At 46.0% G+C, this 25,598-nt stretch carries 22 protein-coding genes and 1 tRNA gene; 5 read left to right on the top strand and 18 right to left on the bottom strand.

Annotation, left to right across the window (positions count from 1 at the left end; translation table 11 throughout):
- Positions 1 to 387, top strand: coding sequence for a DUF3127 domain-containing protein (locus C4H11_RS13285; RefSeq protein WP_106042722.1), 387 nt, complete (start codon positions 1 to 3; stop codon positions 385 to 387).
- A gap of 117 nt (positions 388 to 504) precedes the next feature.
- Here C4H11_RS13285 and C4H11_RS13280 read toward each other — a convergent pair whose 3' ends face one another.
- The 5 genes from C4H11_RS13280 to C4H11_RS13260 all read right to left on the bottom strand — a co-directional run bounded on the left by C4H11_RS13280 (position 505) and on the right by C4H11_RS13260 (position 5,841).
- The gene (locus C4H11_RS13280) at positions 505 to 2,139 is read right to left on the bottom strand and encodes a DUF3352 domain-containing protein (protein ID WP_106042720.1); all 1,635 of its coding nucleotides are present in this window, start codon (positions 2,137 to 2,139) and stop codon (positions 505 to 507) included.
- A gap of 71 nt (positions 2,140 to 2,210) precedes the next feature.
- The gene (locus C4H11_RS13275; protein ID WP_106042718.1) at positions 2,211 to 2,978 is read right to left on the bottom strand and encodes an MBL fold metallo-hydrolase; all 768 of its coding nucleotides are present in this window, start codon (positions 2,976 to 2,978) and stop codon (positions 2,211 to 2,213) included.
- Positions 2,979 to 2,994: 16 nt separating this feature from the next.
- Complete coding sequence (murB, locus tag C4H11_RS13270; RefSeq protein ID WP_106042716.1) at positions 2,995 to 3,996, bottom strand: UDP-N-acetylmuramate dehydrogenase; 1,002 nt, start codon at positions 3,994 to 3,996, stop codon at positions 2,995 to 2,997.
- Between the two features lie 19 nt (positions 3,997 to 4,015).
- A complete protein-coding gene (locus tag C4H11_RS13265) occupies positions 4,016 to 4,864 on the bottom strand; it encodes a DUF4348 domain-containing protein (RefSeq protein WP_106043453.1) in 849 nt (282 codons plus the stop codon).
- Between the two features lie 20 nt (positions 4,865 to 4,884).
- The gene (locus C4H11_RS13260) at positions 4,885 to 5,841 is read right to left on the bottom strand and encodes an NAD-dependent epimerase/dehydratase family protein (RefSeq protein ID WP_106042714.1); all 957 of its coding nucleotides are present in this window, start codon (positions 5,839 to 5,841) and stop codon (positions 4,885 to 4,887) included.
- A 156-nt stretch (positions 5,842 to 5,997) separates the two neighbouring features.
- On the opposite strand from C4H11_RS13260, the gene kbl reads away from it, so the two are divergent.
- Positions 5,998 to 7,185 carry a glycine C-acetyltransferase gene (gene kbl / locus C4H11_RS13255; protein WP_106042712.1) on the top strand — a complete coding sequence of 396 codons (1,188 nt, stop codon included), beginning with the start codon at positions 5,998 to 6,000 and terminating at the stop codon, positions 7,183 to 7,185.
- A gap of 213 nt (positions 7,186 to 7,398) precedes the next feature.
- Here kbl and C4H11_RS13250 read toward each other — a convergent pair whose 3' ends face one another.
- From C4H11_RS13250 to hisH, 11 genes are all read right to left on the bottom strand, one after another.
- A complete protein-coding gene (locus C4H11_RS13250; protein ID WP_106042710.1) occupies positions 7,399 to 8,565 on the bottom strand; it encodes a MalY/PatB family protein in 1,167 nt (388 codons plus the stop codon).
- Positions 8,566 to 8,577: 12 nt separating this feature from the next.
- Complete coding sequence (locus C4H11_RS13245) at positions 8,578 to 9,444, bottom strand: DUF3737 family protein (protein ID WP_106042708.1); 867 nt, start codon at positions 9,442 to 9,444, stop codon at positions 8,578 to 8,580.
- Positions 9,445 to 9,546: 102 nt separating this feature from the next.
- A complete protein-coding gene (locus C4H11_RS13240; RefSeq protein ID WP_106042706.1) occupies positions 9,547 to 10,968 on the bottom strand; it encodes an MATE family efflux transporter in 1,422 nt (473 codons plus the stop codon).
- Positions 10,969 to 11,119: 151 nt separating this feature from the next.
- On the bottom strand, positions 11,120 to 11,602 hold the full coding sequence (locus tag C4H11_RS13235) for a ferritin (RefSeq protein WP_106042704.1): 483 nt from the start codon (positions 11,600 to 11,602) through the stop codon (positions 11,120 to 11,122).
- Positions 11,603 to 11,715: 113 nt separating this feature from the next.
- Positions 11,716 to 12,876, bottom strand: a complete 1,161-nt coding sequence (gene lysA, locus C4H11_RS13230) for a diaminopimelate decarboxylase (RefSeq protein WP_106042702.1) — start codon at positions 12,874 to 12,876, stop codon at positions 11,716 to 11,718.
- A 79-nt stretch (positions 12,877 to 12,955) separates the two neighbouring features.
- Complete coding sequence (locus tag C4H11_RS13225) at positions 12,956 to 14,278, bottom strand: aspartate kinase (RefSeq protein ID WP_106042701.1); 1,323 nt, start codon at positions 14,276 to 14,278, stop codon at positions 12,956 to 12,958.
- A gap of 45 nt (positions 14,279 to 14,323) precedes the next feature.
- The gene (locus C4H11_RS13220; protein ID WP_106042699.1) at positions 14,324 to 15,031 is read right to left on the bottom strand and encodes a cell division ATP-binding protein FtsE; all 708 of its coding nucleotides are present in this window, start codon (positions 15,029 to 15,031) and stop codon (positions 14,324 to 14,326) included.
- Between the two features lie 28 nt (positions 15,032 to 15,059).
- Entirely contained in the window at positions 15,060 to 15,668 is a 609-nt protein-coding gene (hisIE, locus tag C4H11_RS13215) for a bifunctional phosphoribosyl-AMP cyclohydrolase/phosphoribosyl-ATP diphosphatase HisIE (RefSeq protein ID WP_106042697.1), read from the bottom strand.
- Between the two features lie 31 nt (positions 15,669 to 15,699).
- Complete coding sequence (gene hisF, locus C4H11_RS13210) at positions 15,700 to 16,458, bottom strand: imidazole glycerol phosphate synthase subunit HisF (protein ID WP_106042695.1); 759 nt, start codon at positions 16,456 to 16,458, stop codon at positions 15,700 to 15,702.
- Positions 16,459 to 16,503: 45 nt separating this feature from the next.
- Positions 16,504 to 17,223, bottom strand: coding sequence for a 1-(5-phosphoribosyl)-5-[(5-phosphoribosylamino)methylideneamino]imidazole-4-carboxamide isomerase (gene hisA, locus C4H11_RS13205; protein WP_106042693.1), 720 nt, complete (start codon positions 17,221 to 17,223; stop codon positions 16,504 to 16,506).
- Positions 17,220 to 17,810 (bottom strand): imidazole glycerol phosphate synthase subunit HisH, encoded by a 591-nt coding sequence (hisH, locus tag C4H11_RS13200; RefSeq protein WP_106042691.1) that lies wholly within the window; start codon positions 17,808 to 17,810, stop codon positions 17,220 to 17,222. Before hisH ends, hisA begins: the two co-directional genes overlap by 4 nt.
- 464 nt (positions 17,811 to 18,274) lie before the next feature.
- On the opposite strand from hisH, the gene C4H11_RS13195 reads away from it, so the two are divergent.
- Positions 18,275 to 18,348, top strand: a tRNA-Asp gene (locus tag C4H11_RS13195).
- A gap of 238 nt (positions 18,349 to 18,586) precedes the next feature.
- Here C4H11_RS13195 and C4H11_RS13190 read toward each other — a convergent pair.
- Positions 18,587 to 19,351, bottom strand: a complete 765-nt coding sequence (locus C4H11_RS13190; protein WP_106042689.1) for a YaaA family protein — start codon at positions 19,349 to 19,351, stop codon at positions 18,587 to 18,589.
- A 223-nt stretch (positions 19,352 to 19,574) separates the two neighbouring features.
- Between C4H11_RS13190 and recJ the strand changes: the two genes are divergently transcribed.
- Both recJ and C4H11_RS13180 read left to right on the top strand, forming a co-directional pair.
- Complete coding sequence (recJ, locus tag C4H11_RS13185; protein ID WP_106042687.1) at positions 19,575 to 21,302, top strand: single-stranded-DNA-specific exonuclease RecJ; 1,728 nt, start codon at positions 19,575 to 19,577, stop codon at positions 21,300 to 21,302.
- Between the two features lie 54 nt (positions 21,303 to 21,356).
- Positions 21,357 to 23,360, top strand: a complete 2,004-nt coding sequence (locus C4H11_RS13180; RefSeq protein ID WP_106042685.1) for a RecQ family ATP-dependent DNA helicase — start codon at positions 21,357 to 21,359, stop codon at positions 23,358 to 23,360.
- Positions 23,361 to 23,729: 369 nt separating this feature from the next.
- Here C4H11_RS13180 and C4H11_RS13175 read toward each other — a convergent pair whose 3' ends face one another.
- Entirely contained in the window at positions 23,730 to 25,379 is a 1,650-nt protein-coding gene (locus C4H11_RS13175; protein WP_164996550.1) for a sialidase family protein, read from the bottom strand.
- Positions 25,380 to 25,598: the final 219 nt, after the last annotated feature.

Raw genomic sequence — 25,598 nt, 5'->3', positions numbered from 1 at the left:
ATGGAATTTACAGGAAAAGTCATCGCTATACTCCAGCCCAAAGTTGGAGTTGCCAAATCAACCGGCAATGAATGGAAAGTACAGGAATATGTGGTTGAAGACCACAGCCAATATCCACGCAAATTGTGTTTTGAGGTTTTTGGCGCCGAAAAGATTGAGCAGTTCAATATACAAATGGGAGAAGAGCTGACCGTATCTTTCGACATAGACGCACGCCAATGGCAAGATCGCTGGTTCAACAGCATCCGGGCATGGAAAGTGGAACGCATAAACAACGCTACACCCGAGCCAAACGCTCCCCTACCTCCACCGCCTGTCGCAGCACCGGCACCTACCGAAGCACCTGAATTTCTGGCAGGAGGCGCCAAAGAAGATTTACCTTTTTAAACGGTTTCCAAATCTCTTTCCTATGTTTTTCAAAAGAGGTTTTTCTAAGACAATGACGCAGATTTTTAATGAAGAAAATCTGCGTCATCAACATTTGAAAAGGTCAAAAGCAAAAATCTATCGCCCTCCTTTATAGAGCAGTACAATGTTGGGATAAACAACCTTATCCACACAAGTGAACTGCACGACAAGCATAAAATGTCGGAAGAAATCTGCTTGCCGAAAGAAGAAATTCGGCATCAGGCGTACATAAACTTCCGGCTGTTGCAAAATTTTCTCCATGTCCGCCATCATCACAAAATTATAAACCGGCGACAGACTGCCTATACTTTCTTCATAGACCGATGTCCCATCCAACACTTCGCCATTTTCTATCCCATCTATATAAGCAGAAAGGCTAAGCACATCCGGAGCCAGCAACAAGCAGCTCCGATAAAAACAAGCATATGTATGAGAATCCGACTTGGCAATTCCCGTCATTTGCGCCAACAAAGAATTCCGCGGCAAGGCATACTTTTTATATTTTATAGCCTTAGGATATAACGTATAGTCAAATGACTTGAATGCCGAGGAGGACTCTTTATCCTGCGGAGTGGTATAAAGCAAAGATTGCAAACGACGTTCTGCCAACTGTTCATCCTTAACGGGAATACAAGCCACGGCACAAGGAGCAACATTCATCGTATCTTTCAAGCGGAAAAGGCAAGAGAAGAAACTTTCTGCCGCAAAGTCATTCAAAAAAACAGTCCACTCCTCATCCCGTTGTTTCACTTCATCGGAATAAGCCACTTTAGCATACGCTTGACCGGTGACAAAGTTAAAGAAAGAACTCTTATTGGAAATAGCCCAACGATGATATAAGAAAGTGGTAATCGGCAGATTAGCACCGGAAAAGCCCTCTATAGGCTCCTGAGCACGCAAAACATTCATAAAAGTATGAGTGGAATCTACCCCATGGCTCATGCCGGAACAATAGATAGCGTTTTCATTGAGTTTCACTTCAAATTCCACCCAACTTCCCAAACGCATGTACGAATGAATGTCATCCGTTTTTTTCCCCATTTCCACAGCCTTCATACGCACATACACCATAGCAGCAACATCATTGTGCCTATTGGTACGGATGGTATGAAAAGCTGCCAGACTCGTTAAAGACTTCTTACTGCGATAAGCATCAATCACCTGTTCCACCAACCGTTTCTGAAAGCTGACAACAAAAAAATCAGCAGTAACATACATCGCAAGAAAACGACCATCCGCCATGGGATAAATGCGGATTTCCTCGCCTTTATAGTCAAACGTTTTTCGGGGAAAACTACCGGAACAATACTTCTGTACAAAAACCTCTACCAGTTTGTAGTCGTCCGCATCAAGTGTGCAATATAGCACCTGATTTTCCGGCGTATCCGGTTCGTGAAAGCTAATCAACATTTTATTCATCTGCATACTCAATCCGTGAGGAGTATCTTGCAGTAAAGTATGCAGATTTTCTTTCAGATAGGAGAAAAGATCGGAAACATATAGAAAATGATTATCTTTACTGCAATCCAGCCTATTGATATCCTCCATCAAATCAGCCATATGATTGGTTTCCAAAATGGCAATTGCATCTTGAGGCACCAATGAGTAGAGGTCAAAATCACGCTGATTCTCTACCGAATGCAAACGCAAGAATGAATACACGGCAAAACCCGTACATAGTAGCACTACGGATACGATAACGGCTATCTGTATAAGAAGTCGGAGTTTCATGCCTTGTTTTATTTGATTTTTGCAAAAATAACAAAATCTGCAAATAAAACAAAACAAAAGTTTCAAAAAGTTTAATAAGTTATTTCAAGACCATCATAAGCAAAATGCACATGAGGCGGCAACGTGTTTTCAATATCGGCATGAAGTCCGACACGGTGACTCATATGAATAAAATAAGTTTCTTTCGCACCAATGCGTTCGGCAGCCACCAAAGCTTCCGATATGGTCTGATGCGTGGGATGAGATTTCGACTGCAAGGCATTCATAATAAGCACCTCAACGCCTTTCAGTCGCTCAAAAGACTCATCCGGCATTGTGAGCATATCTGTAATATAACCCAGATTCTCACCGATGCGATACCCCAGAATGGGCAGTTTACCGTGCATTACCTGCAAAGGTAGCACCTCTGTCCGGTTGATATAAAAAGGCCGACCGACTTCCACCTCCTCCAAATTGATACGAGGAACACCCGGATAGACTTTGTCAACAAAACAGTAGGGCATACGTGCCCGCAAATGAGCGGCAGTATTGACATCCGAAAAAATAGGGATATCGGCAAAACGGCAAAACGGACGCAAATCGTCCAATCCGCCCACATGGTCATAATGCTCATGAGTAATCAACACTCCATCTATTTTCTCAAAAGAAGACACCTTCAACATCTGCTGCCTGAAATCCGGACCGCAATCTATCAGTATCACTGCATCTTCCGTATGTACCAATGAGGACGTACGCAAGCGACTATCCCGTGCATCAGCAGAAGTACAAACCGGACAAGTACAACCTATCTCCGGCACCCCAGTCGATGTGCCGCTTCCTAATATTCTGATTCTTCCCATAGCCTACAACCAACCATCAGTTACCTATAAAATTTACTTCCGGATAAATATCCATACCGAATTTTTTGCGCACAGAGGCTCTCACTGCGTCCGAAAGAGCTACAATATCCGCTCCCTTTGCACCACCCAGATTCACCAAGACCAATGCTTGTTTTTCGTGCACGGCCGCTGGCCCCAAGGCTTTCCCTTTCCAGCCGCATTGTTCTATCATCCAGCCTGCCGGAATCTTCACATGCCGGGCATCGACGTCATAGTACGGCATTGTAGGAAACATGCGCTGCAATGCTTCAAACTGCATGCGCGGCACGACAGGGTTCATGAAAAAGCTTCCTGCATTTCCCAATTTCTCAGGGTCGGGCAACTTACTTTGGCGAATTTCAATAATCACGCGACGCAATGTATGCAAGTCTGCCTGTGGATATCTTGCCAATTCTTGTCGGATTGTGCCGTAATCTAAAGTATAGTGTTCTTTCTTACTCAACCGGAAATTAACATAAGTCACAAACAAGCTCTTCGTCTCCGGCTGCTTAAAGACGCTTTTCCGATAGGCATATCCACACTCATCTACACAGTATATACGCTTTTCTCCTTCAAGATTTATGGTCTCCACCGAAGTTATCAGGTCTTTAACCTCCACTCCATAAGCACCTATATTCTGCACAGCGCTTGCTCCCACTTCACCGGGTATCAGCGAAAGATTCTCCGCGCCATACCAACGCCGGTCTACACAATAAGCCACAAAATCATCCCATACCACACCGGCACCAACACGTACCCACACATTCTCCTTATCTTCTGCCGTCATTTCTATAGAATGAATACGCGAATGCAGCACCGTGCCTTTGTAGTCCGTGATAAAAAGCAGATTACTACCACTACCGACATGCAAATAAGGCACGGCTATGCGTCCCGCCGCAATCAATTCCTTGAGTTCTTCTTCCGAATCATATTCCAAGAATCTGTCAGCAGTTACCTCAATACCGAAAGTGTTAGGTATTTTACACAAACAAAGCTCCATCCCGTCTCTTTCAAACCATCTAAATACTCGTATCTTCGTATTTGTATAACTTCCACTCCCCATCTTGTTTTCGGAAATAGAAAATATTGGAATATCCGTTACCTATGCCATTTACTTTCAATATTTTAGTATTGGACAAATCTTCGTTTTTCTGTCCATAGTTGATATTGGACAATCTATCGGCAGGCATTGTCGGGCGAAACGCATACCATTGGTTCATATCCAAGGTGGTTTCCAAAATGGAAAATTCATCATCCGGATCGATAGTGACAAATTGCAGCGGATGGCTGATGTGCTTGCTTTGATATACACTGTCCGTCACAAAACGAGTATAAAAATCCACAAAATTTTCATTTTCCCCCTCTTCTATCTCACGCAGGTTAATGGCTTCGAGCATCCACATTCCTTTCTTTCGTTCAAAATAGTATCTCTTCACCATGTGGGTTTTCAGATAAATCCATTCCACTTGCACCGATTTCAAGGCAGTATCTCCTACAAGTTCCAAATCATCTTCTTCATCAAAAAGCAATGTGTAATAGCTTTGTTTCGTGAAGAGATAATCATGCTTCCAGAAGCGCTCCTCTATTTTTGTCGGAGTATTCCGATTGTAATAAGGCAAAGGAAACACCGTCCTTTGCCTTTGCAATGCATCGTCTGAGGCATAATTGAAGATAAAATCATCAAACAGTTCGTCTGCTTCCATCGGTTTCGGTATATCCTTCACTTCCGCTTCTTGCAGTGTGTCGGCCTTGTGGGCGACAGAATCCATCATGCCCGTCAGTGTAACAAAGGGATCTATCTTCGCTTTTTTATTTCCACATGAAATTAAAAAAGCAAATAAGAAAAATCCCGATACTATTTTTCTCATTTTCCGCAGACCGTCTATGGTCACTTATTTAATTTTGCTTTCAGTTTCTCCAGCATGTCCACGGTCATGGATTCCAAATCGTATTGCGGCATCCAGTCCCATTCTTCACGGGCGCAAGAATCATCCAAGGAGTCGGGCCAGCTGTCAGCAATAGCTTGTTTCAGAGGGTCTATATCGTATGTCATTTCGAAATCGGGCATATGCTTCTTAATGGCATTATAGATTTCTTCCGGGTCAAAACTCATGGAAGCGATATTGAATGCATTGCGATGCTTCAACCTTGCCGGAGCCGCCTCCATCAGCGATATGGCTGCATTCAAAGCATCGGGCATGTACATCATATCCATATAGGTGCCCTGCTTCACGGGACAGACAAACTTTTCGTCCTTCACGGCCGAGTAGAAAATATCTACAGCATAGTCCGTGGTACCTCCACCCGGAGGAGTTACATTGGAGATGATTCCAGGGAAACGTACCGAACGGGTATCTACTCCGTATTTCGTATAATAATAATCGCTCAGCAGCTCCGTCGTCACTTTGGTTACGCCATACATCGTACGGGGGCGCTGAATGGTATCTTGCGGCGTCTGTACGTGAGGCGTGGCTTCGCCGAACGACCCTATAGAACTCGGAGTAAAGACCGCACAATTATATTCGCGCGCCACTTCAAGCACATTCCACAAACCGTCTATGCCAATCTTCCAAGCCATGGCCGGACGACTTTCCGCCACAACCGAAAGCAAGGCCGCCAGGTTGTATATCGTATCTATCTTGAACTGACGTGCCACCACTTCGATGGACTGACGGTCTGTCACATCTGCAATGGCCGAAGGGCCGGATGCCTTTAATTCCCCCTTGGGCATGGCACTCGGAATATATCCGGCCACAACATGGTCGTCGCCATAACGTTTGCGCAACTCCAATGTAAGTTCCGAGCCAATTTGCCCGGTTGCTCCAATTACCAAAATATTTTTCATACGACTTATAAATAAGGTATTAGTTAATTATAGAGCCGCAAATATACATACTTTTTTTTCATTTTTCTATCATTATGCTATTGTTTATTCCAAGAAAAATGATGTCCTTTGCGAGAAATGTAACATTGACGTATTACCCTAAAAAAACAAAATGCCATGTATGGTAAAATGAAAGATTATCTCGGCAAAACAATTGCTGAAATCAGAGAGGCCGGTCTCTATAAAGAGGAGCGACTGATTGAGAGTGCACAACAAGCAGCCATCACAGTGAAAGGCAAAGAGGTTCTGAACTTCTGCGCCAACAATTATCTGGGGTTATCCAACCATCCGCGTCTGATTGCCGCTTCCCGAAGAATGATGGAGCAACGCGGATACGGCATGTCGTCCGTACGCTTCATTTGCGGGACACAAGACATTCACAAGGAATTGGAAGCTGCCATCTCCGATTACTTCCGGACGGAGGATACCATTCTATATGCCGCCTGCTTCGATGCCAATGGCGGTGTGTTCGAACCCCTTTTCAGTGAAGAAGATGCCATCATCTCCGATTCGCTGAACCACGCCTCTATCATTGATGGCGTACGCCTTTGCAAAGCGAAACGCTACCGCTATGCCAACGCCGACATGACGGAACTTGAGAAATGCCTGCAAGAAGCCCAAGCTCAACGCTTCCGCATCATCGTCACCGATGGTGTATTCTCCATGGACGGAAACGTGGCGCCCATAGACAAGATATGCGGCCTTGCCGAAAAATACGATGCGCTGGTCATGGTAGACGAGTCGCATTCTGCCGGGGTAGTAGGACCTACGGGACACGGTGTAAGCGAACAATACGATACGTACGGGCGCGTAGACATTTATACCGGGACGTTGGGTAAAGCTTTTGGCGGCGCTTTGGGCGGTTTCACCACCGGGCGCAAAGAAATCATCGACTTATTGCGCCAGCGCAGCCGTCCGTATCTGTTTTCCAATTCGTTGGCACCGGGCATCATCGGCGCCAGCCTTGAAGTATTCAAGATGCTGAAAGAGAGCAACGCCCTGCATGACAAGCTGGTGAAGAACGTAAACTATTTCCGCGATAAGATGACTGCTGCCGGGTTCGACATCAAACCTACGCAAAGCGCCATTTGCGCCGTGATGCTATACGATGCCAAGCTGTCACAGGTTTATGCGGCACGCATGCAGGAAGAAGGCATTTACGTAACCGGCTTTTACTATCCCGTTGTACCCAAAGAGCAAGCACGCATCCGCGTACAGATTTCAGCCGGGCACGAGAAAGACCATCTTGATAAATGTATCGCCGCATTCATTAAGGTGGGCAAGGAGCTGGGAGTATTGAAATAAATCTTCTCATACCTCTGCTCAGACATAGAATAGACAAACGGCAACAGCCATTCACTTCCTTATACGAGTGAAGCCGCTTCCCAATACAACTGAAGCAGGAACACTCGTATTGGGAAGTGGTTTCAATTGTATTGGAAAGATATGTTTCATACAGATGAAGAGGGGTGAAACTTTTTGTACCACCTCACAAACACTCAGAACTTATCTTATCCTCTAAACTCCGGCATTTATCAGAGAGGCAAAGCGTTTCAAGCCTTCTTTCAGGACGGTACGTGGACAAGCTATGTTCCAACGCATAAAGCCCTCGCCTTCCGCACCGTACATTGTGCCGGCGTTAAGCCACAGCCCGGCCTTGTCTATCAGTTCCCGTTCAAGCTCTTCTGACGGGATACCGAGTACGCCGCAGTCCATCCACACAAGATAAGTACCCTCTAACGTGGTTATTGGAAGTCCGGGCAGATGCTCGCGACAGAATTCCTGCATATAGCGGTAGTTCGCATACAAGTATTCTACGAGCTGTGCGAGCCATTCTTCGCCCTCGTTGTAGGCAGCTTCGGTAGCGATAACGCCGAATGGATTGACGTCACACACCTCGTTGTCGTTGATTGCCCTATTTATTTTCGCCCTGAGTTTGTCATCGGAGCAGACAATATTGGCAATCTGCAGCCCGGCAATATTGAATGCTTTGCTGGCCGATATACAAGTTACGGAATGTTGCAGGAATTCCTCTGAGATGGAAGCAAACGGCGTGTAAGTATGTCCCGGATAAACCTGCTCGCAATGAATCTCGTCGGCAACCACCGTGACGCCGTGGCGGATGCAGATTTCGCCGACACGAATCAGTTCTTCTCGCCTCCAGACCCGTCCTGCGGGATTATGCGGATTGCAAAGGAGCATTACTTTTACTTTGGAATCTGCCGCCTTTCGTTCCAAATCATCGTAATCGATGCTATAGGTATTGTCTGTACGAAACAATGGCGAAGAAATCGTCTCACAGCCGTTGTTGCGAATCGAAGAGAAGAAACAGTTGTAAACCGGTGTCTGTATCAACACCTTGTCACCCGGATTGGTCAAGGCTTTGATGATGGCCGAAAGGGCGGGCACCACGCCCGATGTATATATAATCCACTCGCGGTCTATTTGAAAACCGTGGCGCCGGGCAAACCAACCCGTAACGGCATCGTAGTAACTGTCGGACACACGTGTATACCCGAAGATGCCATGCTCCACACGGCGATGCAGGGCTTCGACGATGGCGGGAGCTGTATGGAAATCCATATCGGCCACCCACATGGGCAGTACATCTTCAGTCTTAGCGCTGTCCCACTTATAGGAGTTGGTCCCGCGCCGGGAAATTTGTTTATCGAAATCGTATTTCATGCACTTCTGTTTTTAGTAGCTTAAGCAAGTACGCTCATCTCTGAGACGGATTTCACAATCTGCCGGAGCTTTGATATTCTCGTCAATTGTCACCGAGCCGAACTCATCGGCCACGATACGTCCCGATGTCGGATTCTTGATGTCGGTGATGGCTCCGCGAATATCGGCCTGCAACGTGCTGTATTCAAAAGCGCGGTCACAATCAGGACCGAAAGTACAGTTCTCCAGCACAAGGTCATGCGCATAACAAAGCGGCTGCTCGCCGGTGATGTGGCAGTTCACCAAACGCAGGTTCTTGGAATGCCAGCCAAGGTACTCGCCGTTGAGCTCCGAATCGTAAATTGTTACGTTCTCTACTTCCCAGAAAGCATCCTTTGTCGTAATCTTGGCATTGTGGATTTCTACGTTCTTCACATACTGGAAGACGTACTTGCTGTCGCTCTCCAGGCCGTCCACATAGATGTTGCTGCTGAACATGAACGGGTAAGTGCCGTCATGCATTTCAAGGTTCTTGACGCGTATGTCATTACATCGCCAGAACACCTCGTCGGCATCGTTCATCACCACATTCTCGATGGCAATTTCGGTCATCTCGCGGAACATCTTCGGAGCATCTATCACCGTGTCGGTCATCTCCAGATGGTCGCTATACCACAGCGCCGAACGTCCTCCGACATCGAAATAGCAACGGGCGATCTTAAAACCGTGAACGTGCCAGAAAGGATAGTTCCCCTCGAAACGGCATTCCACAGCTTCGATATTGCTGCACTCTTTGATAGCCGATTCGCCGGCGCGGATAACTACGTTTTCCAAACGAAGGTCATGCGATGCAAACAGCGGACGTTCACCTCCGAACTCAGTATCTTTAATAAGTTTCATTTGAGATATTTTTGGTTGTTAATAATTACATGTTCCAAAAGTCACGGTCGGATTATCACCGCCGGACTTTTCTTTTATTCATTTTAATCGTCTCTCTTCCGGCTATATTTTCTTCATCCATCGTTCCCGCTTCAGGTGAATAAGGAAAATCATGCCCCGAAAACATAATTCGACACACATGGCAATCCATACGCCCTTAAGCCCCAGCGTCGGAGCAAGCAAAGCTGCCAAAGACAAGCGAACCATCCAGATGCTGAGAAAGTTCATAAGGCAGGGGATAAGCGTGTCCGCCGCTCCCACGAAGACACCGTAACCGACAATCGAGGCCGCAAACATGGGTTCGGCAAACGCTTCGATGCGCAAAGCCATGACAGCCAGCTCGCGAATGTCCTCGACAGGCGTCATCAATCCGATGATTTGCGGAGCGAAGATATACATCGCCACGCCCATCACCCCCATGATTGCCATGCCCATAAATACGGTAATACGAGCGAAGCTGCGCGTCAGCCGGCGGCGTTTCGCACCCAGACTTTGACCGACCAGTGTCGTGGCTGCATCGGCAATGCCGTAGCCGGGCATATAGCAAAGGCTCTCGGCCGTGATGGCAAACGAATTAGCTGCAATGGCAAATACCCCCAACGGTGCCACGATGACCGTCGTCATGATTTGTGCGGCGCAAATAACAAAGTGTTCTAACCCCATGGGAAGACTGATGTGAAGCGCTTTTTTCAGAGTTTCCCTTTTCGGCCGGAAACCACCTTGTTCTCCACCCAATTTCAATTCTCCGGAGCGATTCCAGAGATACCATAGCAATATTCCGGCAACAACAGCTTCGGCAAGAACTGTACCCAACGCCGCACCAACCACACCCAATCCTGCACCCGGCATCGTGAAAGAGTGACTTGCCAGACTCCACTCGCGCGAAGGAAAAATCAGAAAGAAATTAAAGAGAACGTCTAATATACACATCGTTACCCCAAGCATGCTCGGCACGTGCATATTACCGCTGCATCGCAGCATACCTCCGGCCAAGAAATTCATCTGCAAGGCAGGCAGAAAAAGTGAGAATATAAGAAAATAGAGCGATGCGTTGTGCCGAATGGAAACATCGCCTCCCAACCAGCCCGGCAATGCGTCACTAATCGCCACTCCAAGCACCGCCAACAATAGACCGAAGCCAAGTGTGGCAATCAGCGATTGCCGCAACACCGCTCGTGCGCCCTGCATGTCGCCCGCACCGATTTTATGAGCTACTTGTACGGAGAATCCCGTAGTGACAGCTGCACATAGCCCCCAGAAAAGCCACGTGGTTGTCGATACCAAACCGATGGAGGCCGATGCCTCGGCACCGAGGCTTCCCACCATCGCCGCATCGATATACTGCATGACGATGGAAGATAGTTGCGCAATGACAGCCGGAATACTGAGCTGCACGGTCAGACGCAACTGTTGTCCCAATGTCATCGGTTTCCCTTCGCGAATCAATGCAAGCAAACGATTCGTTTTCTCAGTCCGCGTTGTCATTCGTCCCGTCCTTTGAATGAATTAATAGGATAGTACTTGAATCGGTGCACATAAAATACAGGTAAAAGAAACAAAAAAGCCATATCACACTCTCCTATCAGAAAGATGATATGACTTTATCATTAACTATAAAAATTGTTCAAGCCTCAATTTATTTACGTTCGCCGAGTTTGGCATCCACAAAGAAGATTCCGGCATCACCGGCTTTTTTAATCATATCCACAATGGATGCAGCGGTAGCCTCTTCCTCTACTTGCTCACGAATAAATCCCCATAAGAAGTCTTGTGTCGCTTTATCTTTTTCAGCAGCAGCTACATCCACCAATTCTTCAATCATCTTAGATATACGGCATTCATGTTGATAAACTTGTTCGAATACTTCTAACGGAGTACCGAAATCATCAGGAACAACATCCACCTTGTCCAGCTTGGCGGCACCACCACGTTTGATGATGTAAGAAGCCATTTCACAAGCATGCGCTTTTTCCTCAGAAGATTGTTTTCTCAACCAAGAAGCCATGCCGCAATATCCTTCTTTCTCCATAAAGAAAGACATTGCCAAATAGAGGTTGGACGACCACAACTCAGCTGTAATCTGCCCATTAATTGCTTTTTGTAATTTTTCTGTAATCATAATCGTAACTAATAAAGTTGAAACAACTACAAAAGTAACAAGTTTCCATTTAGATTGTTCACTTTATATCTTTTTTAACTTGCAGGTAACATCGGTTTTGCCGGAAAAGACATTTACACCAGTTCATCTGAAGTATATCCTTTCGGCAACTCCCGACAATTATAACTCGAAGCCATAATTTCACCGTAAGCACCAGCCGAACGAAGGGCAATAAAGTCGCCACGACGCACACCGTTCAAATCAACAGCCTTGCCGAATACATCGGACGATTCGCATATCGGACCTACCACATCATAAGTCTGCATCCGGTCGTCCGACGTTATATTTTCTATCTTATGATAAGCCTGATAGAGTGCAGGGCGAATCAAATCCGTCATGCCGGCATCTAAAATGGCAAATTGCTTATTGGTGCCTTGCTTCACATAGAGCACACGTGAAATCAATGATCCGCACTGTCCTACCACGGAACGTCCCAACTCGAAATGAAGTGTCTGATGAGGTCGTAATTTCAAATGGTTATCATATAATCCGAAATAGTTTTGGAAATCGGGTACGGGCTGGCGATTGGGGTGACCGTAATCAATTCCAAGCCCTCCTCCTACATTGATATGACCGATACGGATACGACGTGCCTCCAACTTATCCTGCAATTCATTGACACGATTGCATAAAGCCACAAAATCACCCATATCCAGTATCTGAGAGCCAATATGAAAATGTAATCCGATGAAGCATACATTCTTCATTACCTGCGCAATATCAATTACATAATCGATATCCTGCATACTGATGCCAAACTTATTTTCAGCCAATCCGGTAGTGATATTTGCATGGGTATGAGCACCGACATTGGGGTTGATGCGAAACGCCACATTGGCCACTTTTCCTTTAGCCGCCGCCAGTTCATTGATAATCTTCAACTCAGGAACAGACTCTACGTTGAAACAAAAAATGTCGTGCTCTAATCCCAGATTAATCTCCCAATCGGCTTTTCCAACACCCGCAAAGACTATTTTATCTCCTGGGAAACCCGCTTTGATAGCTGCATGAATTTCACCGCCGCTCACGCAATCGGCCCCAAGCCCATTCTCACGAATGATAGCAAGCACTTTGGGATTCACATTCGCCTTCACAGCATAATGCACCGAATAGTTGCCATACTGTGTCACCTCCGCACGGATGCAGGCAAGCGTATCGCGCAACACTTTCGTATCATAATAATAGAAAGGCGTACGCAAGTCTTGAAATTTATGGATGGGAAATATACCTTTCATCTGTTTATTCTCTTATCCGGTTTTAAAAAAGCGCTTTTATCAAAAAGGTAAAAGCGCTTCGGTTTTATATTTTTTCCTGTTACTGTACTTCGCCGAACAGAGCATTACTAAGCGATTGTAGGGCCGCTCTCTTATCCTCCTCCCGGATAAGGAATGAGATGTTGTAATTGCTGCCGCCGAAAGAAATCATTCGGACGGGAATCTCGCGCATTGCATCCAATGCTTTAGCTTCAAATCCCACATTCTCCCATTCTAAATCGCCTACGACACAGATAATGCACATGCCCTCATCCACAGTCACCGTACCATATTTTTTCAAGTCGTCCAAAATCTCGTTAAGATGTTTAACGTTATCAATAGACACCGATACACCAACCTCCGAAGTACAAATCATATCGATAGAAGTCTGGTAACTTTCAAAGATTTCAAATACCTTACGCAAAAAACCGTGTGCAAGCAACATGCGACTGGATTTAATCTTGATAGCCGTAATATTGTCTTTGGCAGCCACAGCTTTGATTTTACCCTTCTCCGTATCATTTGAAATCAATGTACCCGGGGCAGTGGGAGCCATCGTATTGAGAAGACGTACGGGTATATTGGCATATTTGGCCGGCTGAATGCAGGTGGGATGCAGAATCTTGGCACCGAAATAAGCCAATTCAGCTGCCTCCTCAAAATGAAGATGACGCACGGGAGTCGTCTTGTCAACGATACGGGGATCATTGTTATGCATGCCATCGATATCCGTCCATATCTGAATTTCAGTAGCATTGACAGCTGCTCCAATCAGCGATGCCGTATAGTCACTCCCTCCACGTTGCAGATTATCTATCTCACCATAGGCATTACGACAGATATATCCCTGCGTAATGTAAATATCAGCATCCGGATGCAATTCCAGTTGAATATGCAACTTTTCTTTGATATAAACGGGATCGGGCTCTGCATTTTTATCCGTACGCATATATTCTAAGGCCGGAAGCAAAACCGACTGCGTTCCGCATTCCTGCAAATAATAGTTCATCATGGCAGTAGAAATCAACTCCCCCTGCGCCAGCACTACTTTTTCTTCAAACAATGTAAAAAGGTCTTTGGTATAAGAACGAATATAATCAAAATGAGACTTGATAAGTTCGCGTCCTTTCTGTTTATACTCGGGGGTGACAAAAAGTTCCTCAATATGCTGGCGATATTTGCTCTCCAGTTTATTGATAATTTCGTTGGCACCCTCCGGATTCTTCTTGTACAGATAGTCCGATATCTCAACCAATGTGTTTGTGGTACCCGACATGGCAGATAGAACCACAATCTTACGTTCACCATCGGTAATTAATTTGGCAACTTCCTTCATGCGAGCAGCCGAGCCTACTGAAGTACCTCCAAACTTTAAAACTTTCATTTTCGTTCTTGTATTAAAATTATGTATATAAAAATCTATTCACTATTATTCCGCCACCGATGCAAGATCAGCATATTCCATTGTGACATCTTTCATCAAATGGTCTACGCAGCGATAAACTTTACCGGGGAAATCGCACAGCAATTGCAGGTTATGTGTCGTCATCACGACTAAAGAACCGGCCTGACTGATACCGTGCAACAACTCCGTTATGGCGTGTCCGGTTTCTACATCCAGATTTCCGGTTGGTTCATCCGCCAAGATTATTTCCGGAGAATTAAGTACGGCACGCGCAATCACGATGCGTTGCTGTTCGCCTCCGGACAATTCGTTAGGTAACTTATAGCCTTTATTACTCATACCAACGAGTTCCAATACTTCCTCAATACGGTCTTTCATCTCGCCTTTGTTTTTCCAGCCGGTGGCACGAAGAACAAAGGCGAGATTATCATATACTGTACGGTCGGTCAGTAACTGAAAGTCTTGAAAGACAATGCCTAATTTACGGCGCAGGTGCGGAATATGCTTCCGTTTGATGTGAAGCATATCATACCCTAAAACTTGAGCTTCGCCCGATGCGATATCCAATTCACCATAAAAAGTCTTGAGCAAACTCGTTTTACCTGAGCCAACCCTACCAATCAAATAGACAAAGTCCCCTTTGTAAAGTTCCAGATTAACTTTGTTGAGCACGCATAACTCTTGTTGATGTATCTCAACGTCTTTATATCGAATCAGTACTTCACTGCTCATCACCGCTTTAATCCTTTATATTATTACTTTAATGTTTTTTCCAAGTGGCGCTATGACGTTCTTCCAGTTCTCGGGCTAAATCTTCGATGCCATATCCTTTGGAAGTGAGCAGGACAATCAGGTGATACAACAGATCTGCTCCTTCATAAATCAAGCGCTCATCCGTTCCGTTACAAGCCTCAATAACAGTTTCTACCGCTTCCTCACCTACTTTTTGAGCCATTTTGTTAACTCCGGATTGAAACAAGCTGGTAGTATACGACCCTTGAGGCATTTCTTCATAGCGTTTGTTGATAAAATCTTGAAGTTGTTTCAAAAACATAACGGGTTGTTCATTCTTCTCTCCCCAGCAAGTATCGGTACCGGTATGGCAAACAGGACCTTCGGGATGCACTTTAATGAGTAACGTATCATGATCACAGTCTTCCTTGAGGGAAACCACATGCAGAAAATTTCCACTTTCCTCACCCTTTGTCCACAAACGATTCTTGGTACGACTGAAGAAAGTCACCCTCCCGCTTTCCTTTGTCTTGTCATAAGCTTCTTTGTTCATAAAGCCCAGCATCAAGACCTTTGCGGTATCTACATCTTGTATCACTGCCGGAACAAGTCCGTTCATTTTGTCAAAATCCAACATTTCAGTTATCAATTATTAGAAACTAACCTTGTCACACCAAACGCATAGAAATTCCGTGGACGCAAAGGTACGATTTTAATTCGGGAATTTTGATTTCTCCGAAGTGAAAAACACTGGCCGCCAAGGCCGCATCTGCCTTTCCTTGCAGAAAGACATCGCAAAAATGCTCTTTGCAACCGGCTCCACCCGAAGCTATGACCGGAATAGAAAGTTGTCCGGACAAAGCAGAAAGAGCTTCATTGGCATATCCGTTCTTTACACCATCATGATTCATGCTTGTAAACAGTATTTCGCCTGCGCCCCGTTCCTGTGCTTCAGCGGTCCATGCATACAACTCTTTATCCGTTTGCACACGTCCACCATTCAAATAGCACCACCAATCTTTTTCCGTTTGTTTGGCATCTACAGCCAACACACACACTTGCGAACCGAAGTGTTTAGCTATTTCGTCTATCAATTCCGGACGGCGGATAGCAGAAGAATTGATGGAGATTTTATCCGCACCGGCATTCAGCAATCTGTCCACATCGCCCAATTCATTAATTCCTCCACCTACGGTAAAAGGGATGCTGATATTTGCAGCTATGCGTTTCACTAATTCCGTAAAGGTCTTCCGCCCCTCGAAACTAGCTGTAATATCTAAAAAGACCAACTCATCCGCCCCTTGTTCACTATAAGCACGCGCCAATTCAACAGGGTCGCCCGCATGACGCAGATTCATAAAATTGGTTCCTTTCACTGTCTGCCCGTCTTTTATATCAAGACAAGGAATAATTCTTTTTGCTAACACAACTCCCCCCTCAATTAATAATTTCTATTTGAACCGTAAGTTTCCTTATAAAAAGTTTTCCAATTCTTTCAATTTGATGCGTCCTTCGTACAAAGCTTTACCAAAAATAACAGCATGCACACCGGCCGCTTCCAGTTCCAGAATATCGTTGGCGCAACTCACACCTCCACTGGCTATCAAAAACAAACCTGCATGCTGTTTCAATATTTCTCGGTACAAAGTCGTGGACGGACCTTGTAACATTCCGTCGCAACTAATATCCGTACAAATCACCTTACGAATGCCTTTTTCCACATATTCTTTCAAAAACGGAAACAACTCACAAGCACTTTCGTCTTTCCAGCCGTTAACGGCTATTTTCCGATCTTTCACATCCGCGCCAAGGATAATCTTTTCCGGACCATGCACCTGAAGCCAACCGCAAAATAACTCAGGATCTTTGACAGCTACACTGCCACCGGTCACCATCGTTGCACCGTTCTCAAAAGCTATCTTCAAATCCTCGTCGCTCTTTATTCCTCCACCGAAATCTATAATCAAAGAAGTGTTCACGGCAATTTGCCCTAATGTCCGATAGTTCACCACGTGGTGTGAAACAGCTCCGTCCAAGTCCACTACATGAAGCCGACGGATGCCGTGAGCTTCCAATGCCTTGGCTACCTCCACGGGATTTTCATTGTACACTTTCTTACTTTCATAATCACCTTGAGAAAGGCGGACACACTTTCCGTCAATGATATCAATAGCGGGAATCAGTTCTATCATAATGTCAAAAAATTCTGTAATATACGTTCACCCACACTTCCACTCTTCTCCGGATGAAACTGAGTAGCATAAAAATTGTCTTTATGCAAGGCTGCACTGAATGGAAGGATATAATCTGTCACAGCTGCCGTACTATTGTTCAACGGAACGTAATAACTATGCACAAAGTACACATACTCCCCTTTCGTAAACCCTTTGAAAAGAGCACTCTCGGTTTGCTTAATAGTGTTCCATCCCATGTGAGGAACCTTTTCCGCAGGTTTCAAGGAGACAAAACGCTTCACGCCGGCATCAAAAATGCCAAGCCCCTCCACATCCCCTTCTTCCGAATGACGGCACATCAGTTGCATACCCAGACAAATACCCAACACCGGCTGTTTCAAATCTTTTATCAACTTATCCATTCCGCCGGCACGCAAAAAGTTCATAGTTGTTTCCGCCTCGCCCACTCCGGGAAAAATAACCCTATCGGCAGCCCGTAACGTAGACTCGTCTGCTGTAATCACAGCCTCCACTCCCAAACGTTTCAAGGCGTAATCCACCGAACATATATTGCCGGCATTGTATTTAATAACTGCAACCTCCATCTCTATCAATTAAATATTACCGCTTCATTTTTATATGCCAACACCTTCCGTTCGGGAAACCCCTATATCTTCACTCCACGTCTACAAGCAACAGGACAAGACTTTGCTTCCACAAATGTCGGAAGAGACGAATGGCGCAATAACAATGTTTCTGTTTTGAACTTACAAAAATAACGATTTATTGCCAGATAGGGAATTTTCAAAGCAAAAAGTTTAAAATAACAAACAAAAACTTTCCTTTCCTTCTAAAAAGAGATTTAAATCAGTACATAAACAAGAGATAAATCTAAATCAAAGCGCCTGTTTATTCACAAAAAACTCTCCATACAATATTCTCAATATGAACGATATAAAGTAAGCAAGATAAAAAGCCTACAAAAAAAATCAAGTACAGTATTGCAGGTTTCAAAGAAATGTCTACCTTTGCAACCGCAATCAAGAGAGACCGCAAAAAGCCAAATAACGGTGCGTTAGTTCAGTTGGTTAGAATACATGCCTGTCACGCATGGGGTCACGGGTTCGAGTCCCGTACGCACCGCAGATTACACCAGAAGTTTTTAATTGCAAAACAATTAGAAACTTCTTTTTTTATGTCCAATCACAGCCCCAAGATCTATCATACACAAACAGGTGGGGAATAAAGTCCCAACCATCATTTTTTTTCCGACAAGATACCTCCCTGCAATCGATACTTTACTGTTTACTGTCGCAAAACAAGCGTCTGCAAAAACAAAAGGAAAAAGCTCCAAGGCAGGCCTTGACACCGAAGCGGTAACTCACCTCAAAACGAACTGCAAATGATTCTCCGTGCTCCGATCCTCGTCCAAAGCAAAGCCTTCCCATGTAAAAGTTTTCAGTTCTTCCGGACGATTGATGCGGTTCTTGATGATATGACGTACCATCTCTCCACGACACATCTTGACATAAATTACTATCGTTTTCAGCTCGCCGCCTTTTATCACCTGAAAATCGAGAGTGACCACACGCACTTCCTGCTCCACCCGCTTCCAGTCGAACAAATCTTTCATTTCATTGCTTGCCAGATAAACAAGCACTCCACCTTGACGTTTGATTGCTGCAATGAAATAATCCGTCAGCAAAGGTTTCCAATAATCAAACATTGAAATTCCTCCTTTTCCCGGCAGACGTACATCGCCTTCCAGACGATAAAGCCTGATACCGTCCAACGGTCGAAGCAATCCGTAAAGAAAAGAAGTGATAAGCAAATGGTCTTGGGCATAACCAAAATCGTCCGCCGTAAATTCTTCCGGCAAGATATGTTTGAACACGGCCCCTGTATAAGCGCAGATAGCGGGAACAGGGCGGTTGTCCTCCGAACAGAAATCGTGGAAGCGCAGGTTGTTCTCTGCCGCAATCTTGCCATTCACCCGCAAAAGTCTTGCCAACTCCGATACGGAATATTGCGACAGCTCCAACGCATTCAACAAGGCCTCCGCCTCAAACCGGGGAACAGTGACTCGAGGCACTACAACAGAGCTGTCCGACGTCATGGTCTTTGCACAAGATATAAAACTAAGCATAAAAAGACTTATTAATTTCGCGACAAAAATAAGACCTTTTCAAGAAAGAATACATAAGTCCTCAATATTTTCTTTAGAATCAGTCTTAGTTTCAAGAGTTTTTCATACCTTTACAGCTTGCAGGAGTACAATATGCCTATTCAAAACAGAAAAAGCAAGGGATACCCATATACGCAGAAAAGGCTGTGTATCAGAGAAAGAAAAAGAAAAAATAATATATAAAATGACTCACAAATGGAATTATCAACCCATTACACCCGAACAGGCAGAAGTAAGCCGGCAGTTGGCCCAAGAGTTGGGGATTAGCCCGATACTTGGACGATTGTTGGTGGAGCGGGGAATAATGACGGCACCGGATGCCCGAAAGTTTTTCCGTCCGCAACTACCCGACCTATACGACCCGTTCTTGATGAAAGACATGGACGTGGCCGTGGAGCGCCTGAACAAGGCAATGGGGAAAAAAGAACGCATTCTGATTTATGGAGATTATGACGTAGACGGCACCACAGCCGTGGCACTGGTCTACAAGTTTATTCAACAGTTCTATTCTAACATCGACTATTACATCCCCGACCGCTACAACGAAGGATACGGGGTTTCTTTCAAAGGTGTGGACTATGCCGCAGAAAGCGGTGTAGGATTGATTATCGTGTTGGATTGCGGCATCAAAGCCATTGAGGAAATCACATACGCCAAGAAGAAAGGCATCGATTTCATCATCTGCGACCACCACGTGCCCGACGAAGTGTTGCCTCCCGCCGTAGCCATCCTGAATGCCAAGCGGGAAGACAACACCTATCCCTACGAACATCTTTCGGGATGCGGTGTAGGGTTTAAGTTCATGCAGGCATTCGCCATCAGCAACGGCATCGAGTTCCACCACCTGATTCCTCTGCTTGATCTTTGCGCCGTCAGCATTGCATCGGACATCGTGCCCATCATGGGCGAAAACCGCATTCTGGCCTACCATGGCCTGAAACAATTAAACAGCAATCCCAGCGTAGGACTGAAAGCAATCATCGACGTTTGCGGGCTCACGGATAAAGACATTACCGTAGGCGACATCGTATTCAAGATAGGTCCCCGCATCAATGCCTCCGGCCGTATTCAGAACGGGAAAGAAGCCGTCGACCTGCTCACTGAAAAAGACTTCTCTGCCGCTTTAGAGAAAGCCGGTCAAATCAATCAGTACAACGAAACCCGCAAGGATCTTGACAAAACCATGACCGAAGAGGCCAATCGGATCGTAGAAGGCCTGGAGGGTCTGGCCGACCGCCGCTCCATCGTGTTGTATAATGAAGACTGGCACAAGGGTGTCATAGGCATTGTGGCTTCTCGCCTGACGGAAATATATTATCGTCCGGCAGTGGTATTGACACGTACGGACGACATGGCAACCGGCTCTGCCCGTTCCGTATCGGGATTCGATGTCTACAAAGCCATTGAGTATTGTCGCGACCTGCTGGAGAATTTCGGAGGTCATACCTATGCGGCCGGTCTCTCCATGAAAGTGGAAAACGTACCCGTCTTTATGGAACGCTTCGAAGAGTTCGTGTCGCAGAACATTCTACCTGAACAGACATGTGCTGTCATCGACATCGATGCAGAAATCGACTTCAAAGACATCACTCCAAAATTCTGCAACGATTTGAAGAAGTTCAATCCTTTCGGACCGGACAACGCCAAACCCGTATTTTGCACGCACAATGTCTATGACTACGGAACCAGTAAAGTAGTGGGACGCGAACAGGAGCACATCAGACTGGAACTGGTAGACAACAAATCGAACAACGTCATGAACGGCATTGCTTTCGGACAAAGCTCGCACGTACGTTTCATCAAAACCAAACGCTCGTTCGACATCTGCTATACCATTGAAGAGAATACGCATAAACGAGGAGAAATACAGTTGCAGATTGAGGATATAAGGCCGGAAGTCTCTACCCTATAATCTTTCCTCCTACAGCCCCTTTCCTTAAGGAAAGGAGTAGATAGACCGATTGCAATGAATAAAAGTAACTTTTCTTCCCATCCCCTATGGGAAAAAGAACAAAAAGAAGTATCCCCCTGTCACTCTCCCTACAGTGTAGAGCGACAGAGAGGAGAAGCCGCTGAACCGGAGCTTCTCCTCCACCAATATTGGGGCTATACCTCTTTCCGTGGCATTCAGAAAGACATCATCAGCAGCATTCTTACCGGCAAAGACACTTTGGGACTGATGCCTACGGGCGGAGGCAAATCCATCACATTTCAAGTTCCGGCCCTCGCCCAAGAAGGACTGTGCTTAGTCATCACCCCCTTGATTGCCTTGATGAAAGATCAGGTGCAAAACCTGAAAAAACGAGGAATCAAGGCACTTGCCATCTATTCGGGCATGAGCCGGCAGGAAATCATCGCCACACTGGAGAACTGCATTTTCGGCAATTTCAAATTTCTCTATATATCACCCGAACGACTGGACACCGAAATCTTCCGTACCAAGGTACAGAAGATGAAAATCTGCATGATTACGGTGGACGAGAGCCACTGCATCTCACAATGGGGATACGACTTTCGTCCCGCCTATCTGAAAATAGCCGAAATACGACAGCTACTGCCCGGCATACCGGTACTTGCACTGACAGCCACCGCTACCCCGGAGGTGGTCAAGGATATCCAGAAACGCCTGAACTTCCGTAAAGAAAACGTATTCCGCATGAGCTTCGAGCGCAAGAATCTCGCCTATATCGTCCGAAAAACGGAAAATAAAACGGGAGAGTTGTTGCATATACTGCGTCGCACATCCGGCAGTGCCATCATCTATGTACGAAATCGCCGCCGTACCAAAGAAATCACCGAACTGCTGCATAACGAAAACATCACTGCCGACTTCTATCATGCCGGACTGGACGATGCAACCAAGGACATCCGCCAACAACGCTGGCAAACAGGCGAAAGTCGCGTCATGGTTGCCACCAATGCTTTTGGCATGGGTATCGACAAACCGGATGTACGTATTGTGCTCCATATGGATTTGCCCGACTCCATAGAAGCCTATTTTCAGGAGGCCGGTCGGGCAGGAAGGGACGGAGAAAAAGCCTATGCCGTCATCCTATACGCTAAATCGGACAGTTCTACTCTCCATAAGCGCATTCCCGACACCTTTCCGGAGAAAGAATACATCAAGGATGTATATGAGCATCTCCAATACTATTATCAGATGGCAATGGGAGACGGACAAGGCTGCGTACGCGAATTCAACATAGAAGACTTTTGTAGGAAATTCAAATACTTTCCCGTTCCCGTAGACAGTGCCTTGAAACTATTGACATTGGCCGGATACTTGGAATACACAGATGAACAAGACAACGCTTCCAGACTGCTGTTCACCATCCGAAGAGACGAACTCTACAAATTGAAAGAAATGGACGATGACACGGACAAGCTCATACAAACCATTTTGCGCTCCTACACCGGCGTGTTCACCGATTATGCTTTCATTAATGAAGATTCGCTTGCCACACGCAGCGGGTTGGCACGGCAGCAAGTGTACGAACTGCTTATTCGTCTTGCCAAGCTGCATATCATCAGCTATATTCCTCAAAAAAAGACACCATATATAATATACGCGCGCAAACGGGTTGAAAAACATCATCTGCAAATTCCGCCCTCGGTGTACGAGGAACGAAAAGAACGTTACGAAAAGCGCATTGCCGCCATGCTCGATTACATCGGCAACGATACGGCATGCCGCAGCCGCTTGTTGTTGCGCTATTTCGGCGAGAAAAACGAACATGACTGCGGACAATGCGACACCTGCATCAGCCTGAAAAGAAAAGCAACCAAGGATATTCCTACAAAAAGCCTCGTCGAGAATATACTTCAAGCACTTTCCGAACAAGCCATGACACCCGCCACCTTGTTCGGCCAACTATCAGCAGACAAGGAGCAACTCTGCAATGCCTTGCACGAACTACTGGATGAGGGACAGATAATTGTCGTCAACGGGATGCTGGAAGTTAAGAAATAAGATGCAATCAAGCCACAAATCTACCAGAATATAGCTATCAAATATCCAAAATCAACGGCAGATTCCAATCCGCAATATCTATTTGATTTCATCACTGTACGCTAAAAGTTGAAAAGAGACAAAACAGGTATCTGCATTACCGATAAATAAGCATTATGAATCTTCATTTTAAAAAGTATCCCCTCATTAAGTCCATATAATACAAACTTTACTGACTCGCCGTTCTTATGAAAGAAATAAAGCTTCATTCCGACTTGATTTTACCTTTCATCATAGTCTCCAGAACATAATAGCAAAATACAGATGATTTGAATCTTCTTTTCCAGTCATTCAAAAGTTGTTTTTGCCGCGCTAAAGGTTTAGCCGACATCAATAATCATTATCTTTCCTTATCAGTTCATCCAATGCAATTTGCTGGAAAACAAGTTGCGCCTGACTACTTTCATATAAGACGCCAATGGTAGACTCGTCCACCGAAGTGATGCAGGAGTAACCGAAACCCTCGTCTTCATCGAGCAGGATTTTCTTCCGGGCGGGCCAGCTTCGGCCATCGTCATAACTGACTTTCAATGTCATATGGCCACGACTGTCGTACGACTCGGGATTACAAAACAACAAAATAGATTTCTCTACACCGTTTTGCCTATACGTATGCCGATGAATGCTTGCCATGCAAGTCGGCTCTATCAAGGCTTTACGCGAGGTGGGATGTTCCGTCCACGTCTTTCCCAAATCAGAAGTGACGCAAATGCGCCGCCCGTTGACATCTTTATGGCCACGATTGCGATTGTCGCGCATATTGAGCATGATGCTGCCATCCTGAAGTTGGACGGCCATACATTCCGTCGTGTTGTGGTAGGCGGGGTTACTGGCTACCCATGTTTTTCCGCCGTCTTTGCTGTACGTGATGTTGGAGAAAGGCACGCCGTCTTTGTCACGCCCCTGCGTGGGAAAGACCAACGTGCCGTCCTTCAACGTGATGCCATGCCCCGGTGCAGGTGCAAACAACCACCACTCCGGACGCTTGGTTTGCGCCGTGATGTTGACCGGAGTGCTCCAAGTGCGTCCGTCGTCCGTACTTTCGGTGATCAAGAACTGGCAGGTTTCTTTCACTCCCAATCCCGGCTGAGAACCTTTGGCTACCCATTGGTGTATCCATCGGGCGCTGTCCTGCGTCAGTCCTTCCACCCACTTGCCCGACTTGGCGTCCAGCACACCGTGCATCCAAAGCCCCGCCACATAAAGAGTGCCCCGCTTCTCATCCACCAAGATGCAAGCGTCGCTTACCCCGTTGTATTTCTCGGGCAAGTTTCCCCATTGCTTCCGGTCGAGCACCACCTGCATGGGAAGCCATGTGGCGCCACCGTCGAGGCTGCGACTTAACGCGATATCGATGTTTCCCTGCAAGTCGCGCGAGCTGTCGTAGCGTGCATCGAACACGCCCAGCAGCGTCCCTCTGCGTGAAGTGACAAGGCCGGGGATGCGCGAAGTATGCACCCCGTCCTCTCCCCTCCGGCGCACGGCCACTCCGACACGCAGTCCCACTATCGGACGGGCATGTGTCACAGAGGCGCGTCCGCACGTAGTTGTCACCCACCTGCAATCGGCCTTTATGCGATGGCTTAAATCGACCTTGTCTTTCAGCCTGACGGTCACCCAAAGCACGGTGGTGTCGGCAGTCAAACGCAGCGAAGCACCGAGCGACAGCTTCATGGCGGGCAAGACGGGACCGGCGCACCGCTGCCAGTCCGTAGACAGCACATTTCCATTTGTCCGATACAGACAGACATGTTCGATGTCATTCAACAAGGTTGTTCCTTTGAAGGATAGACCGATTTCTTTCAGCGCGCACTCTTCCGCACATTTTTTAATCAGCTCCAACCGCAAGACAGGATTGACCTCTCGCTTCGTCAACACAGGCAAGACCGACTGGCTGACGACGACATCCACCTGCCCCGCACGCAACGAGGCACCGGGCAAAAAGCAAGAGACTAAAAACAAGATCAAAATAGAACGCATATCAATAAAAAATTAGAGAGTTAGTATAACCTGAATCCGATAGAAGGATATCGCTGAAGAAGAGAAGCGCAAACCATTAGAGACTTCTATAATGGTGAATTATCTACAAGGTGAGAAATATTTATCTACTTGCAGCCTTCGGCCGAAGTTACAGTACGGCTTTAGTCGAAGTTACAGTACGGCTTTAGTCGAAGTTACAAGTCGAGAAATATTTATCTA

Origin of the sequence: Bacteroides zoogleoformans, from assembly GCF_002998435.1 — a bacterium.
Classification (GTDB): Bacteria; Bacteroidota; Bacteroidia; order Bacteroidales; family Bacteroidaceae; genus Bacteroides; species Bacteroides zoogleoformans.
This window is presented reverse-complemented; position numbering and strand designations above follow the sequence as displayed.

What these genes read in the sequence shown, in the direction of transcription:
- C4H11_RS13285 (WP_106042722.1), top strand. Translation starts at nt 1, where the DNA reads ATGGAATTTACAGGAAAAGTCATCGCTATACTCCAGCCCAAAGTTGGA.
- C4H11_RS13280 (WP_106042720.1), bottom strand. Translation starts at nt 2,139, where the DNA reads ATGAAACTCCGACTTCTTATACAGATAGCCGTTATCGTATCCGTAGTG.
- C4H11_RS13275 (WP_106042718.1), bottom strand. Translation starts at nt 2,978, where the DNA reads ATGGGAAGAATCAGAATATTAGGAAGCGGCACATCGACTGGGGTGCCG.
- murB (WP_106042716.1), bottom strand. Translation starts at nt 3,996, where the DNA reads ATGGAGCTTTGTTTGTGTAAAATACCTAACACTTTCGGTATTGAGGTA.
- C4H11_RS13265 (WP_106043453.1), bottom strand. Translation starts at nt 4,864, where the DNA reads ATGAGAAAAATAGTATCGGGATTTTTCTTATTTGCTTTTTTAATTTCA.
- C4H11_RS13260 (WP_106042714.1), bottom strand. Translation starts at nt 5,841, where the DNA reads ATGAAAAATATTTTGGTAATTGGAGCAACCGGGCAAATTGGCTCGGAA.
- kbl (WP_106042712.1), top strand. Translation starts at nt 5,998, where the DNA reads ATGTATGGTAAAATGAAAGATTATCTCGGCAAAACAATTGCTGAAATC.
- C4H11_RS13250 (WP_106042710.1), bottom strand. Translation starts at nt 8,565, where the DNA reads ATGAAATACGATTTCGATAAACAAATTTCCCGGCGCGGGACCAACTCC.
- C4H11_RS13245 (WP_106042708.1), bottom strand. Translation starts at nt 9,444, where the DNA reads ATGAAACTTATTAAAGATACTGAGTTCGGAGGTGAACGTCCGCTGTTT.
- C4H11_RS13240 (WP_106042706.1), bottom strand. Translation starts at nt 10,968, where the DNA reads ATGACAACGCGGACTGAGAAAACGAATCGTTTGCTTGCATTGATTCGC.
- C4H11_RS13235 (WP_106042704.1), bottom strand. Translation starts at nt 11,602, where the DNA reads ATGATTACAGAAAAATTACAAAAAGCAATTAATGGGCAGATTACAGCT.
- lysA (WP_106042702.1), bottom strand. Translation starts at nt 12,876, where the DNA reads ATGAAAGGTATATTTCCCATCCATAAATTTCAAGACTTGCGTACGCCT.
- C4H11_RS13225 (WP_106042701.1), bottom strand. Translation starts at nt 14,278, where the DNA reads ATGAAAGTTTTAAAGTTTGGAGGTACTTCAGTAGGCTCGGCTGCTCGC.
- C4H11_RS13220 (WP_106042699.1), bottom strand. Translation starts at nt 15,031, where the DNA reads ATGAGCAGTGAAGTACTGATTCGATATAAAGACGTTGAGATACATCAA.
- hisIE (WP_106042697.1), bottom strand. Translation starts at nt 15,668, where the DNA reads ATGTTGGATTTTGACAAAATGAACGGACTTGTTCCGGCAGTGATACAA.
- hisA (WP_106042693.1), bottom strand. Translation starts at nt 17,223, where the DNA reads ATGATAGAACTGATTCCCGCTATTGATATCATTGACGGAAAGTGTGTC.
- hisH (WP_106042691.1), bottom strand. Translation starts at nt 17,810, where the DNA reads ATGGAGGTTGCAGTTATTAAATACAATGCCGGCAATATATGTTCGGTG.
- C4H11_RS13190 (WP_106042689.1), bottom strand. Translation starts at nt 19,351, where the DNA reads ATGCTTAGTTTTATATCTTGTGCAAAGACCATGACGTCGGACAGCTCT.
- recJ (WP_106042687.1), top strand. Translation starts at nt 19,575, where the DNA reads ATGACTCACAAATGGAATTATCAACCCATTACACCCGAACAGGCAGAA.
- C4H11_RS13180 (WP_106042685.1), top strand. Translation starts at nt 21,357, where the DNA reads ATGAATAAAAGTAACTTTTCTTCCCATCCCCTATGGGAAAAAGAACAA.
- C4H11_RS13175 (WP_164996550.1), bottom strand. Translation starts at nt 25,379, where the DNA reads ATGCGTTCTATTTTGATCTTGTTTTTAGTCTCTTGCTTTTTGCCCGGT.